We start from the raw sequence: 13836 nt of genomic DNA, 5'->3' as shown, positions 1-13836 counted from the left end.
AGGAGGACTTTTCATGAACGAACCGATACTAACGATTGTAGTCCCGTGTTTTAATGAACAAGATGTTTTACCCGATTCTATTACACAATTAAGTGATTTTTTAAAAAATCTGATCTCTAATCAGGCTGTTTCTGCCAATAGTAAGATTTTATTTGTGGATGACGGTAGTAAAGATCAAACATGGTCCATTATCTATAAAGAGAGTTTGCAAAATCAGCTAATTAAAGGATTGAAGCTTTCGCGAAATGTTGGCCATCAAAATGCCTTACTTGCTGGTTTATTTGCGGTAAAAGATGCCTCTGACTGTGTCGTTTCGATTGATGCTGATCTTCAGGATGATATCCATGTCATCAGTAAATTTATAGATAAATTTAAACAAGGTTATGAAGTTGTGTATGGGGTTAGAGAAAGCAGATCAACGGATACCTTTTTTAAAAGAAGTACCGCTCAATGGTTTTATAGGGTAATGAAGAAGATGGGAGTTGAGCTAATTTATAACCATGCTGATTTCCGATTAATGAGTAAACGTGCCCTTTCTGAGCTAGAACGATTTGAGGAATCTAATATGTTCTTAAGGGGGATTGTTCCTCTCATCGGTTACCGCTCTACTAGTGTTTATTATGACCGAAAGGAACGCTTGGCAGGTGAAACAAAATATCCATTAAAAAAGATGGTCTCCTTTGCTTTTGATGGAATCACATCCTTTTCGATTACTCCGATTCGTTTTGTATTAATGATTGGCTTCCTATCGTTTTTTATCAGTCTCATTTTTGGTGTTTATTTTGTTGGATTAAAGTTTTTCGGCAGCACTGAAACAGGCTGGACATCCCTGATTACCTCTGTCTGGTTAATAGGGGGTTTACAGCTAATCGCCATTGGTTTAATCGGAGAGTACATAGGTAAAATTTACAAAGAAACGAAACGCAGACCAAAATATTTTATCGATATTGATACATTCAACCTTCCAGTTCCACGTCATCTCATTCACGCGGAGGTCCAACCAGATGAATTATTTAACGTTGAGATTAGGAAGCTTACTTAAACGAAGCCATCCCTTCACTAGATTTTTACTCGTTGGAGTCATCAACACTTTAATGGGATTATCCATTATGTTTACCTGTTTTCATATCTTTGGATGGACGTATTGGATTTCTACCTTTATAGGAAATAGTATGGGGGCTGTTGTGAGTTATCTGCTAAATCGAAAATTTACTTTTAGCAGTAATGTGACATTGAAAAAAGGATTACCTAAATTTATTTTTGTTATCCTTTTTTGCTATTTTTTAGCCTTTTCGACAAGTGAATGGTTTTGTAATTGGATGACTTTCCTAAATTGGCAAACCTTTATGAGTCAGGAGGAACAATCGATTTTAGTAGGTTCATTCCTTTACACCCTATTAAATTATGGCGGACAAAAATACTTTGTTTTCGGAGTGTTGAAAACACGACTTTCTTAATGTTAGTCGTGTTTTTAGGTTTCTTTTTTTAAATCGGTAAATAACTTTTGAAAATAGACTGTACAAATGATATTTTTTATAAGGCAGTCATTTTTACTAGAATTTATTTAGCTGGAGGGTATTTTTTGATTACTCTTATAAAACCACTATTAGTTAACATCACGATCTTATTTTCTTTTACTTTTAATGCAAATTTGTTCTTTCCGTTTCAATCCAAGATCCCTCTTACTAAAAAACAAAAAGTCATTTATGGCTTAATCGGTGCATTTGGTGCTCTTCTTTGTATGTTTTATCCCATCGAAACTTTAGGTGAAACTTTTTTTGATTTAAGAATGATTGCCATACTCATCATTACTTTATATGGGGGATGGCTCTCTGGTGCCATTGTTTTAATAGTGGTATGTATTTTCCGATATGTTCTTGGCGGTAAGTTTATTTTAATAGGTATACTGGTATCTATTATGGCCTTTTTAGTTGGGATCGTTTTTCGAAAAATTCCAAAACGAACGTTACCATTATTCTTAAAAGGGTCCATTATCGTTCTATCCTATTTTGTCATCTATATAACCATTCTTTATTTTACTGTCCAATCTTTAGCTTTATCCTTTTATTTGATTTACTTTTTTGCCTTTTATCTAACTTTTATGGCCTTACTTTTCGTAATAGATATTTTAGTTCGGATTAATAAGCAGTTTGAGGAAATGGTCTATATGGATAAATTAACGACGATTGGTCAATTAACGGCTTCAATTGCTCACGAAATTAGAAATCCCATTTCAACCGTTCGGGGATTTATCCAATTTTTAAGCAAAGACACGAATGATGATCAATTCAAAAAGTTCTCCCCTTTAATCCTGGAAGAACTAGACCGAACGAACAGTATCATTACAAACTATTTAAAAGTAGCTAAGCCTGAACCCTTTCAAGTCGTCAATGTAAGATTGGACGAGATTATCAATGACTGTGTACAATTACTAAGACCTCTAGCATCCTATTATAATGTGACCATTGAGATTGAACATACAGCTCCATATTATATCAGAGGCGATGAGCAGCATTTAAAACAAGCATTTATGAATGTTATCAAAAACGGAATTGAATCGATAAAAGGGCAAGGTACAGTTTTGATCAGCCTTCAAGCAGATTATTTTAAAAATACGGTTGAGATTAAGATCAAGGACAATGGAAAAGGAATGACTCAAGAGCAGCTAAAACATATTGGATTGCCTTTTTATACAACTAAAACAAAAGGTACTGGACTAGGAAGTATGGTTACAAATAAAATTATCCGTGAAATGAACGGGGCAATAGAATATGATAGCGAACTTGATAAAGGAACTACTGTAACGATCAACTTCCCCATGCTTTCTGGCAAAGATATAAAAAATTGATGATTTAGGAGTGTTCTTGTTTGAGTGAACAAATAGTAAAAGATTGTTTAAATGAAAAGTATGGAGATTTTATCCCTATTCGATTAGCTGGCGGCTACACAAATGAAACGTTCTTATTACAAGGGACAGACCCCTTAGTGATTGCCAAGTTATCTCGTTCGTTAAATGGTGATGTAGAAAATGAAAAAAACGCTCTACTACTCCTTCGTGACACCGGGATAGCACCAAGATTCTTTGATTTTATTAAAACGAGTGAATATTTGATAACAGTCATGGAGTTTCGAGCTGGTAGGAACGGACAATCTATTTTAGATCATAATGAATTAGAAATGACAAAAGAATTATATAAAAGCTTAGGCGCTGCACTTGCGCGAGACATCCATTCTATTAAGTATAGTGATTCTGCTAAAGGGATAAGGGAATGTAATGTATATGAAGTGAATTATGATTTAGATTTTGTCCCTGAACCATTAAGAGAAAAATCTAAAGAAACCATAAAAGCCCTCCAAGATGAAAAAAAAGACTGGGTTTTAACACATGGTGATTATGGAATACATAATGTTTTATATTCGGATGCTAAAGAACTAATTGTCATTGATTGGGAATGGGCGGAATGGGCTAACCCTTTAACAGATATTGCATGGGTATGTTGGTTTACAAGATTACACTATCCTAATTATGCTAATGTTCTAAATTCATTGTTTACGAATGAATATAGTAGGAATGGCATCGCCTTCTTGTCTCCTGAAAAACTTCAATCATATTGTATTTATAAGGTTTGGAAGGTACTGTATAAAGTAAAAAATGCTCCTCAAGAAGTACAAGAGGAATGGGTTAGACGTTTGCAATGGACGTTTGAAACGGATATATTTGATTTTTTTAATTGAGAGAAGCTTGTGATAAAGGAATCACAAGCTTTTATAACTTTCGGTAGCTATCTGTACATTAATATAGCGTTTCTAATCAAAAATGATAGGAAAAGTAAATGTAACGAAAGCTGCCCAAAGTCCATAGACCGGCAAATACTTCGTAACAGCATCTTGTATAGATGAAGGTCCGGATTTGTTTTGTAGGAAACGCATATAGGAGAGCATAATCCAAATTAGATTTGCCCAGATAAGTATGTTTACTCCTAAAACAGCAAGTCTATTAGGTGTAATCCCATAAGAAGAAAGTCTGAACACAATAGCTGACAAAGCTACACTGTCAATGATTAGCGCAAGCACAATTAAGGCAAAATTGATATAATCTGAAATGTTCTTTTTCTCGTCTGAGTCGCTCTCGGTAATGGAAAATATCGTAACGGCCAATACACCAAGAAGGATACCGTTAAAAGCAATCAAGAAATTGCGGTCTAAGAATGGATTTTTTCCGACCCATATAACCGTTACAAGATAGACCAACAACGTGACCAGGACAAGAGGACTAAAAATTTTAGCTATATAGGGTGTAATGTTCTTAGCAAGCTTAAGATTCATTGAGACCAGGTATGCAGCCACAATCGCGAGAGCGGCAGCACCAAATAAAACGACATTACTAAAATAAAAGTCTTCTATATTCAAGCCGACAAAGCTAAATAACCGCATGGTTAATGCTGCCAGCACCATTCCGCTAACTGCCATGCTGGCGTAGAGAATACCATATTCCAAATTAAATTTAATATAGGCTAATCTTGTACTGCCTTTTGAATATTCATTTCCTGTAAATGCCAACCCTAACAATACCCATAAGAATATAGGAAGGTGTATATAAGCAAGGATCATACTGTCCTTATAATTTAAAGGCAGCATATTAAGATAAAACCCGGAAATTAGAAACAACACTGCTAGAGAATAAATAACACTTTTTTTCGGAGTATTATTGAAAACAAAATAGGCAGCGATAAAGGGAATGATACCAAAAACCAGATTAATGGGAGCAATGGCTTCTTGTTCAACAAAATGGAAAATGATCCTGGTGCTTATCCCGGCCAGAATAGCTAGAATGCCCATGACTAAGAAACCTTTTTGAAGCAAGGAGGTTTTTTCTGTATTAGCCGTCTCCTTGAAATGCAATCTTTCATACCAAAAGCCAAGAACCTGAGAATCAGGATTTTGTTCCCACGCGTGTAAGAATGACTTTTTAAAAGCTTTCGGGTCTTTTCTGTACATTTTCTCCAGTTCATGGGGATTAGCAATATTTTCAATAATAAGATTGTTAATGTCCATAGTCATACCTCCCCTAATATTTGTTAGACTACATTTCTTCCACAATGTTTAACGGTCTTCGTCACTCTTGTATTCTAAAATATCACCTGGCTGACATTCTAAAGCCTTACAAATGGCTTCTAAAGTGGATAATCGAATCGCTTTTGCCTTCCCATTTTTCAATATAGAAAGATTCGCCATTGTGATTCCAACCTTCTCCGAAAGTTCTGTTACGCTCATTTTTCTTTTTGCTAACATTACATCAATATTGATTATAATTGCCATTGTTATTCACCTCAGACTGTTAAATCATTTTCAGATTTTATAGCAATTGCTTCTTGTAATAGTTTTTGCAGGACAGCCGCAAAGACTGCAATAACCATCGATGCAAAAGGAACAACCAATCCGACCAAGATAACTCCTGGTGCGTCATCTACTTCCGCAAAGAGATAAAAGAGTGGCCAAACCAGCACATGCAAAATACTGATGGTGATTGCACAGTATTTGATTTTCTTTAAAGCTTTTACAGATAAATCGGAGAACGCATTATTTTTGTCAATATAGCGTAAGAGTTTGAAAGCCTGAAACAAAGCAAAGTAAAAAGGTATCGCTGATGCATCAAAAACGATGAAAACAAGATATTTTATTAATGAAAACTCTGGAAGCAATTTTGTTGATAGATGTGCCAACTCAGGCACCAAAAAGATGCACAGAGCAAGAACGGGGATTCCTAAAAGAATAACAGCTATTTTTAAAAACAACGTTGTTACTTTTTCCATAAAAAGCACCTCACTTATTTATTCTGATTTTGATTCTAATATATATTTTATTGTTTCTCAATAAATTTTTATTAAATTTAATAATAATTTTATTGTTAGGTTTTAATTTAGTAATAATAAAAAACATTTCTTATGTAAAGAAATGCCTAAACGTTAAACCAACGGTTATTTTGTCATCTATTGACTAGACAACAAGTTTAACGGAAAATAATTCTAATGAATGATTATTCGTTTTTAAGGAGCAGATTCCTTTTGGCATTAAAACGTGAATATAAGCACATGTTTAAGTACCTTTTAATTTATATAAGTGTGACGTTAATTCCTTCTCTGATCATTAGTTATTTTATCGCGCACAAGCAAGTAAATGATTGGAGGGATACTTATAAGGATAGAGCGCAATGGTATGCCAATTTTCATTCAATGACGATTGAAAATTTTCTTGGTGAAACCATCGGTAGCTTAGAAATGCTGGCAACGTCTATTAAAATCCAGCATAACAATCTAGATGAAATTAAGAGTATTCTCATTGAAACACATGGAAAAGATCCTCGTTTTTCGGGCTTCTATTGGGCTAATCCTAATGGTGATTTGGTTATTAGTACAAACCCTACCGACAAAATCGTCAATGTAAGCGATCGTGACTATTTTCAGCAAGCTTTAAAAACAAAGAACACAGCGATATCTGATGCACATATCGGGAGAGTCACAGGTCGATATATCGTGACAATTGCTTCGCCTATCGTCATTCGAGGTCAGGTTAATGGTGTTCTACTTGCTAGCCTACGATTAGATAAAATTGAGGAGAATATTAGAAGCCTACTTAAGGAAGAAAAAATTGTGGTAACGAATCAAGTTGGACAACCATTAATGAAAGCTGGACTCATTGAGCCACAAAATAATTATATTAAATCAAGCCAAAAAATTACGGAAATACCATGGACAATCACTGCCTTTATACACTCCGATGATGAAATGGTCTTTCGAAATTCCTTTATTCAGGATCTAGTTATCTTTCTTACGATAACAAATATTATTTTTTTATTAATGAAATATATACTTTTAAGACGGAAAGTAAAAAAGGAAAAAGAACTTGCAGAATTACAAAAACTCGAGCTCATTGGCAATCTTGCTGCAAGTACAGCCCATGAAATACGAAACCCTTTAACGGGAATAAAAGGTTTAATCAAATTAATGAATGAAGACAATCATGATTCAAAAATGAAATACTATTTTGATGTCATCCAGACAGAACTTGATAGAATCAATACCATTGTTAGTGAATTATTAGTGCTTGGAAAACCTTCCGTTCAAACATTAAAAACCTGTAATGCCAATGATATTATTGCTGAAATAGAGCCCATTCTTTATTCGGAGGCGAATTTTATGAATGTACAGCTGTCTGTTCATTATTCTCCTTTCGAGCTTTCTATTTCGTGTGTAAAGGACCATTTAAAACAGGTTATTTTAAATTTATCGAAAAACTCCTTACAAGCTATGCCTAATGGTGGAAAGCTTACGATTTCTTTGGAAAAGTGGGATGAAACTTGCGTTATTAAAGTTACTGATACAGGCGACGGAATGCCAAATGATACGATTAACCAAGTATTCAAACCATTTTTCACGATGAAAAAAGATGGTTCAGGATTAGGTTTAACTGTTTGTAAACGTATCATCGATACCCTTGGTGGCAACATCACTTTAACCAGCAAATTGAACGAAGGAACACAGGTGGAAATTACCTTGCCTCTTTCTAAAGACTGAGATTTACTGTTTTTTTTAATCAAGGGCAAATAGATGTACCAAAAGGAGTCATGAACGTGGAAAAAAAACAGGCTATCGAATTATCAAGGTTGATTGAGGCTTGGGGAGATTCTCATTCGTTACATTTTCAATTAGACAAATTAGATTCCATTAATAATCGGTTAGAGAACTTTCATCAGTGGACGAAAAATAAACCAATTATCGCTGGTTACAATATTACAAGGCTAGGAGAAAATAGTTATTATTTTTTATTTATCGATTGGCATCGGAACGATCATTATTATTTAGTCATATACACCCAAAATAAATCTACTACCCTTGCTGAAATAAGGCAGATCGTAGAAAATAATGACCAAATGGAACTCCAGTGGAAATATAATCCGTTGAAGCGTGATGGAAAAAACGATCAAAGAAAAGCATACTTTAAACAAGTATTTGGAGCGACCACTATTCACATACCTTTACCTAAAAATAGTGAAGAAGTAGAGATTTTTATAGAGCGACTTTTTAAACTTTGCTCTAATCGGGTTAAAGCTGACCGGATTGTAGAGGTTTTTCCTCTTTCCTAATTTAATATTATCACCATAAAAAACATCAATCTAATCGAGCTCGGTTGATGTTTTTATATTATTGATCTATATGACAGTAAAATTTATATAAATCTTAAAAATTCTTAATTTTTTTAATTCCATTTTCCTGTACAATATTGGTAAAGGGGGCAAATACCATGAAGCGTTTAACTAAGGAAGAAAATAGTTGGGTTTTCTATGATTGGGCAAACTCTGCTTATTCCATTATTATTACGACAGCTGTTTTTCCACTTTTTTATAAGGCAGCTGCGACTAATGCAGGTGTTAGTGCTGCAAATTCCACTGCTTATTTAGGCTATACTATTGCCATTGCAACCTTTATTTTAGCAATGTTAGGGCCCGTATTGGGTTCGATTGCTGATTATCAAGGGCTAAAGAAGAAGTTTTTCACCTTCTTTTTCTCATTAGGAGTAGCGGCTACAGCTCTTCTCGCATTTATTCCAAGTGAAAATTGGTTATTATTATTAGTTTGTTATACCATAACGGCTATCGGCTCTGCTGGTGCCAATGTGTTTTATGATGCATTTCTTGTTGATGTGACCTCGGAGGAACGCATGAATCGAGTTTCTTCTCGCGGATTGGGTATGGGCTATATTGGAAGTACCATTCCTTTTATCATAAGTATTGCTATTATTATTTTAGCTCAAACAAACACCATTCCCATTACAACTGGTACAGCTAGTAAAATAGCATTTTTAATAACAGCCGTTTGGTGGGGGCTATTTACCATACCGATGTTTAAAAATGTACATCAACGCTATTATATAGACCGTGAACCAAATCCCGTCATGAATAGTTTTAAACGTCTTGGCAAAACACTCAAAGAAATCAGTCACTATCGCGCCTTATTTTTATTTCTACTAGCTTACTTCTTTTATATTGATGGGGTAGGTACGATTATTTCGATGTCAACAGCTTATGGTTCTGACCTTGGCATTAGCTCTACCAATCTTCTAATCATCCTTTTTGTAACACAAGTGGTGGCAGCTCCATTCGCTATTTTATACGGGAGACTCTCTGAACGATTTACCGGTAAAAAAATGCTTTATGTTGGAATCATGATTTATATGGTGGTTTGTATCTATGCCTTTTTTCTAAAAACAACCTTAGATTTTTGGATTTTAGCCATGCTTGTAGCGACTTCTCAAGGAGGCATTCAAGCCCTAAGCCGTTCGTATTTCGCCAAGCTTGTTCCTAAAGAAAACGCCAACGAGTTTTTTGGCTTCTACAATATTTTTGGAAAGTTTGCTTCCATCATGGGACCATTATTAGTAGGGGTCACAGCCCAGATGACAGGAAATTCTAATAGTGGCGTATTCAGTCTCGTTATTCTGTTTATCATTGGTATCATTATTCTAGCGCGTGTTCCTGAACCGAAGGCCGACATTCCAAACTCGATTCAACAAACATTATAAGAACGACCAAAACCGCTTAGTCTGAAACTAAGCGGTTTAAATTTAGCCTATTAGGCACATTCCTCTATAGGGAAAGATAGGGTTATATACGTTCAATAATTGTGGCATTCGCCATTCCATGACCTTCGCACATTGTCTGTAAGCCAAAGCGTCCGCCAGTTCGTTCTAAATCATGCATCATACTTACCATAATCCTTGCTCCGCTGGCACCTAAGGGATGACCGAGAGCAATCGCACCACCATTAGGATTGAGCTTTTTCGGATCCGCACCAGTTTCCTTTAGCCAAGCCAGCGGCACAGGTGCAAATGCTTCATTCACCTCAAAAATATCAATATCCTCAATGGAAAGACCTGCTTTTTGTAAAGCTTTTTGTGTTGCTGGAATTGGCCCTGTTAGCATTAAAGTCGGATCAGAGCCCACCACTACTCTTGTGTGTACAAGAAATCTTGGCTTCAAGCCTAACTCTTCTGCTTTTTCACGGGACATAAGCAGTAATGCAGCAGCTCCATCACTAATTTGGCTAGCATTACCTGCATGAATAACTCCCCCTTCTATAAAAGAAGGTTTTAAGTTTGCTAGAACTTCTGGTGAGGTTTCTTTCCTTGGACCAGAATCAGCATTCATCACTGTTTTTTGTCCATCCGATTGTGACACTTCTATTGGAAATATCTCTCTTTTAAAATAACCTTCTGCTTGCGCCTTTAACGCCTTTTGGTGACTTTCATAGGCGTACTTATCAAGTTGTTCTCTAGTAAATCCATATTCTTTAGCAATTCGTTCGGCTGATAAACCTTGATGAATGATTTCATGCTGTTCCTTTAGTCGCTCGCTAAACGGTGCTCCTTGATAATTTGAACCAATTGGTACCCGTGACATGTTTTCCACACCACCCGCAATCACCACATCCATATCACCTGAAAGAATCGCCTGTGCTGCAAAGTGAACGGCTTGTTGGCTCGAACCACATTGTCTATCAATCGTTGTTCCTGGTACATGAATAGGAAATCCCGCAATCAGCGCGGCCACTCTAGCAATATCCCCCGCTTGTTCACTAGATTGAGTGACACAACCTAGAATCACGTCATCCACTATTGCCGGATCGATTCCTGCTCTATTTATTAATTCTTTTAATGTTTCTGCTGCTAAATCGTCAGGGCGAATGTCCTTTAACAAGCCATTTCTTCTCCCTACAGGTGTCCGTACGCCTTCTACTATGACTACTTCACGCATGTTCTACGTCCTTTCTAATGCCTTTTTAAAATTTATCCATCAAACTTGGGAGTAATTCCGTCAAGTTTTATGTTAATTCCGTCAAACTTGGGAGTAATTCCGTCAAGTTCACAATTTATACAAACTTGCAGGCATACTCATAACATTTTACAGGCCTAAGTTTTTCGCAATAATTGTTTTCATGATTTCATTTGTACCTGCATATATACTTGCTACAGGAATATCCCGATATCTTCTGGCAATCTCGTATTCTTCCATATAGCCGTAACCGCCATGAAGCTGCATACATTCTGAGGCAACTTTTCTCGCTGTTTCAGTCAGCTTCCACTTTGCCATTGAAACCTTGGTCACAATATTCTTTCCTTCTATATGCTCTCCGATTAATTGGTCTAAAAAAGTTCTTCCCATCTCAATGTCAGTTGCCATTTCAGCTATTTTAAATTGTGTATTTTGAAATTGGCTAACGGCTTTGCCAAAAGCCTGACGTGATTTCACATAATCGATTGTCATGCGGAGCATTTCTTCTGCGGCTACCTGTGCAGCAATTGCAACCACCAATCGTTCCTGCTGTAATTTTTCCATTAAATACAGAAAGCCTTTCCCCTCTTCACCAATTAAATTTGACTTAGGTACAAAGCAATCTTCAAAAATCAGTTCTGCTGTATCCTGGCAATGCAAGCCTACTTTATTGAGCTTCCTGCCACGTGAAAATCCAGGTGTATCCCTTTCAACTGCAATCAAACTTACACCTTTATGCTTTGGTATTGCTTTTGGATCTGTTTTACATGCGACGATAATTAAGTCAGAATGGATTCCATTTGTAATAAATGTTTTCGAGCCATTTAGGACATAGTGGTCATCCTTAAGAACAGCGGTCGTTTGGATATTAGCTAAATCTGATCCCACACCTGGTTCTGTCATAGCAATCGCTGTAATCATCTCGCCTGTTACACACTTTGGAAGCCATCTTCTTTTTTGTTCCTCAGTGCCATAGGTTGAAATATATGGAACAACGATATCATTGTGCAAGCTAATCCCTACTAAACCAGAACCCACCCGTTCAAGCTCCTCATTAATGACAGCAGAGTAACCCCAATCTGCTTCAAATCCCCCATAAGCTTCATCAAGATCAGGACAGAGATATCCTCGTTCCCCCATTTTCGTCCAAAAAAGCCTGGGAACCATTCGCTCTTCTTCCCACTTTTCATAAAAAGGATAGGCCTCTTTTTCAAGATATTTTCTAAACGCTTTGCGAAAAATATCATGCTCAGGCTTTAAGTAAGGATGGTTCATTTTTTCCCCTCCTATCTTTACTGCAGCTTCATCTCTCATTACTTAACAACTATTCAATGATCACTTCTATTATACTAAAAATTCAGTCAACTTACTTTCTTAAGTTTTTGTCCCAACATATGGATATTTCTATAAATACTGGAGAAATTAAACATGAATCTTTGAAAAAATCAGGAGGATTGTTTATTTTGAATTTATACAGCAACATGGAGTTTGAAATGAAAAGCACCTTTATTCCTAATATCAGTAAATCGGACAAATTAAAAGTCATAGAGGTTACAGACGGAAGTGTTATCGTTCAAATGGAAAATTCTAATTGCCGAGGCGTTTTTCCATTAGATAACTTTCAATATTGGATTAAAAGAAGCTCACTCGTTCATATAAATGAACATGCAAAAAAAACTTCTTAAGTATAACACTTAAATTGAAACACCTCTTATATCAATTATGATTTAAGAGGTGTTTATTATGGCGTTTATTTTTTTCTAATTTGATTGATTTCATCTACAAGTACCTTTAAGCCATTCCCTTGTACAGATGCTTTCATTGTAGCTTTATAGGTTTCTTTATTTTCTTGAAGCTTCTTTAAGTGATTGTTTAGGGTTTCACTATTCAGGTTTTCCTCTTCTAATGTTAAAGAATAGCCCTTTTCCTCAAAGGCCTTTGCATTTAGAATTTGGTCCCCTCTACTTTGTTTTTTACTTAACGGAATAATTAACATTGGAATTTTCAGTGCTAAAAATTCAAAAATGGCATTGGAGCCGCCCCTTGTTAAAACAAGATCGGTTGCTGCCAATATATCTGGTAATTCATCACTTACATATTCAAATTGTTTATATCCCGAAACCTGAGCTAAGGATTGGTCGACGTTTCCTTTTCCACAAAGGTGAACAATTTGATATATTTTCGTCAGTTCTGTTAATGAATCTCTGACGGTTTCATTAATTTTTTTTGCTCCTAAACTCCCTCCCATTATGGTTAATATCGGGAGCCTATCGTGGAATCCAAGGAGTTCTCTTCCTTTTTGGGCAGAACCAATTAATATTTCATTTCGTATAGGTGAGCCAATCACACGCGTTTTATCTGCTGGGAAAAACTTTTTAGTCTCTTCAAAAGAGGTAAAAATTCTTGTTGCAAATCTTTGCGAAATCTTATTCGCTAGTCCTGGTGTCATATCACTTTCATGAATATAAATAGGAATCCCCAGTGATTTAGCCGCCACTATAACGGGAACAGATACAAATCCACCTTTTGAGAAAACTAATTGTGGCTTGATTCGTTTTAACGTTGAGCGAGCTTCTAAACAGCCCTTTAAAACTCTAAACATATCAACGACATTTTCAAAATCTATATATCTTCTGAGTTTTCCACTTGTAATCGGATAATACGGGATATTTAATTTTTCAATTAATTCTTTTTCAATTCCCTTTTTCGATCCAATATAATGGATATCCCAATCTTCAAAACCAATTTCATTTATAATTGCTATATTTGGTGTCACATGTCCCGCAGAACCTCCACCTGTGAACACAATCTTCTTCTTGGACATAGTTCCTCCTGTAAAACCTTTATTTCATCATATATAGTATATTTCAAATCAAAATTAATCATGACAGAATCCGTTTGCTACGACAATAGCTACACGAAAAAAAAGCTGAAAAAATCAGCTTATCTCTGCTCCTTACATTATGAACTGCTTCATACATAAATACAAATGGTTAAATCCTTAGTGA

At 35.7% G+C, this 13836-nt stretch carries 14 protein-coding genes; 8 read left to right on the top strand and 6 right to left on the bottom strand.

Translation table 11 applies throughout. The features are described 5' to 3' along the window. The first annotated feature begins 13 nt into the window (after positions 1-13). The 4 genes from ACSBPO_RS04410 (at position 14) to ACSBPO_RS04395 (ending at position 3735) form a co-directional block, all read left to right on the top strand. Entirely contained in the window at positions 14-1042 is a 1029-nt protein-coding gene (locus tag ACSBPO_RS04410; RefSeq protein ID WP_442598870.1) for a glycosyltransferase family 2 protein, read from the top strand. Beyond that, entirely contained in the window at positions 1005-1457 is a 453-nt protein-coding gene (locus ACSBPO_RS04405) for a GtrA family protein (RefSeq protein ID WP_442598869.1), read from the top strand. The genes ACSBPO_RS04410 and ACSBPO_RS04405 overlap by 38 nt, the downstream gene beginning before the upstream one ends. A 125-nt stretch (positions 1458-1582) precedes the next feature. Then, positions 1583-2848 (top strand): ATP-binding protein, encoded by a 1266-nt coding sequence (locus ACSBPO_RS04400; RefSeq protein WP_442598868.1) that lies wholly within the window; start codon positions 1583-1585, stop codon positions 2846-2848. Between the two features lie 20 nt (positions 2849-2868). Continuing rightward, entirely contained in the window at positions 2869-3735 is an 867-nt protein-coding gene (locus ACSBPO_RS04395; protein WP_442598867.1) for an aminoglycoside phosphotransferase family protein, read from the top strand. A 72-nt stretch (positions 3736-3807) separates the two neighbouring features. Here ACSBPO_RS04395 and ACSBPO_RS04390 read toward each other — a convergent pair whose 3' ends face one another. The 3 genes from ACSBPO_RS04390 to ACSBPO_RS04380 are packed head-to-tail and all read right to left on the bottom strand — an operon-like array spanning position 3808 to position 5813. Continuing rightward, positions 3808-5055 (bottom strand): DUF4153 domain-containing protein, encoded by a 1248-nt coding sequence (locus tag ACSBPO_RS04390; RefSeq protein WP_442598866.1) that lies wholly within the window; start codon positions 5053-5055, stop codon positions 3808-3810. 48 nt (positions 5056-5103) lie between these two features. Further along, positions 5104-5319 (bottom strand): helix-turn-helix domain-containing protein, encoded by a 216-nt coding sequence (locus ACSBPO_RS04385; RefSeq protein WP_442598865.1) that lies wholly within the window; start codon positions 5317-5319, stop codon positions 5104-5106. A gap of 11 nt (positions 5320-5330) precedes the next feature. Continuing rightward, on the bottom strand, positions 5331-5813 hold the full coding sequence (locus ACSBPO_RS04380; RefSeq protein WP_442598864.1) for a DUF2975 domain-containing protein: 483 nt from the start codon (positions 5811-5813) through the stop codon (positions 5331-5333). 252 nt (positions 5814-6065) lie between these two features. Between ACSBPO_RS04380 and ACSBPO_RS04375 the strand changes: the two genes are divergently transcribed. From ACSBPO_RS04375 to ACSBPO_RS04365, 3 genes are all read left to right on the top strand, one after another. Then, positions 6066-7574 (top strand): ATP-binding protein, encoded by a 1509-nt coding sequence (locus ACSBPO_RS04375; protein WP_442598863.1) that lies wholly within the window; start codon positions 6066-6068, stop codon positions 7572-7574. A gap of 56 nt (positions 7575-7630) precedes the next feature. Beyond that, entirely contained in the window at positions 7631-8143 is a 513-nt protein-coding gene (locus ACSBPO_RS04370) for a hypothetical protein (RefSeq protein ID WP_442598862.1), read from the top strand. Positions 8144-8301: 158 nt separating this feature from the next. Continuing rightward, positions 8302-9579 carry an MFS transporter gene (locus ACSBPO_RS04365; protein ID WP_442598861.1) on the top strand — a complete coding sequence of 426 codons (1278 nt, stop codon included), beginning with the start codon at positions 8302-8304 and terminating at the stop codon, positions 9577-9579. A gap of 82 nt (positions 9580-9661) precedes the next feature. On the opposite strand, the gene ACSBPO_RS04360 is transcribed toward ACSBPO_RS04365, so the two are convergent. Together ACSBPO_RS04360 and ACSBPO_RS04355 are read right to left on the bottom strand one after the other, a co-directional pair. Continuing rightward, positions 9662-10810: a thiolase family protein gene (locus tag ACSBPO_RS04360; RefSeq protein WP_442598860.1), complete on the bottom strand. Its 1149-nt coding sequence runs from the start codon at positions 10808-10810 to the stop codon at positions 9662-9664. 147 nt (positions 10811-10957) lie between these two features. Then, entirely contained in the window at positions 10958-12103 is a 1146-nt protein-coding gene (locus ACSBPO_RS04355; protein WP_442598859.1) for an acyl-CoA dehydrogenase family protein, read from the bottom strand. A gap of 188 nt (positions 12104-12291) precedes the next feature. On the opposite strand from ACSBPO_RS04355, the gene ACSBPO_RS04350 reads away from it, so the two are divergent. Next, positions 12292-12513, top strand: coding sequence for a hypothetical protein (locus ACSBPO_RS04350; protein WP_442598858.1), 222 nt, complete (start codon positions 12292-12294; stop codon positions 12511-12513). Positions 12514-12578: 65 nt separating this feature from the next. On the opposite strand, the gene ACSBPO_RS04345 is transcribed toward ACSBPO_RS04350, so the two are convergent. Continuing rightward, positions 12579-13652, bottom strand: a complete 1074-nt coding sequence (locus ACSBPO_RS04345; protein WP_442598857.1) for an undecaprenyldiphospho-muramoylpentapeptide beta-N-acetylglucosaminyltransferase — start codon at positions 13650-13652, stop codon at positions 12579-12581. Between the last annotated feature and the right edge of the window lie 184 nt (positions 13653-13836).

The sequence above is a fragment of the Neobacillus sp. D3-1R genome, from assembly GCF_052180215.1.
In the GTDB taxonomy this organism is placed as follows: domain Bacteria; phylum Bacillota; class Bacilli; order Bacillales; family Cytobacillaceae; genus Pseudoneobacillus.
The sequence above is the reverse complement of the archived record's forward strand: the minus strand, read 5'-3'. Positions and strand labels throughout refer to the sequence as shown.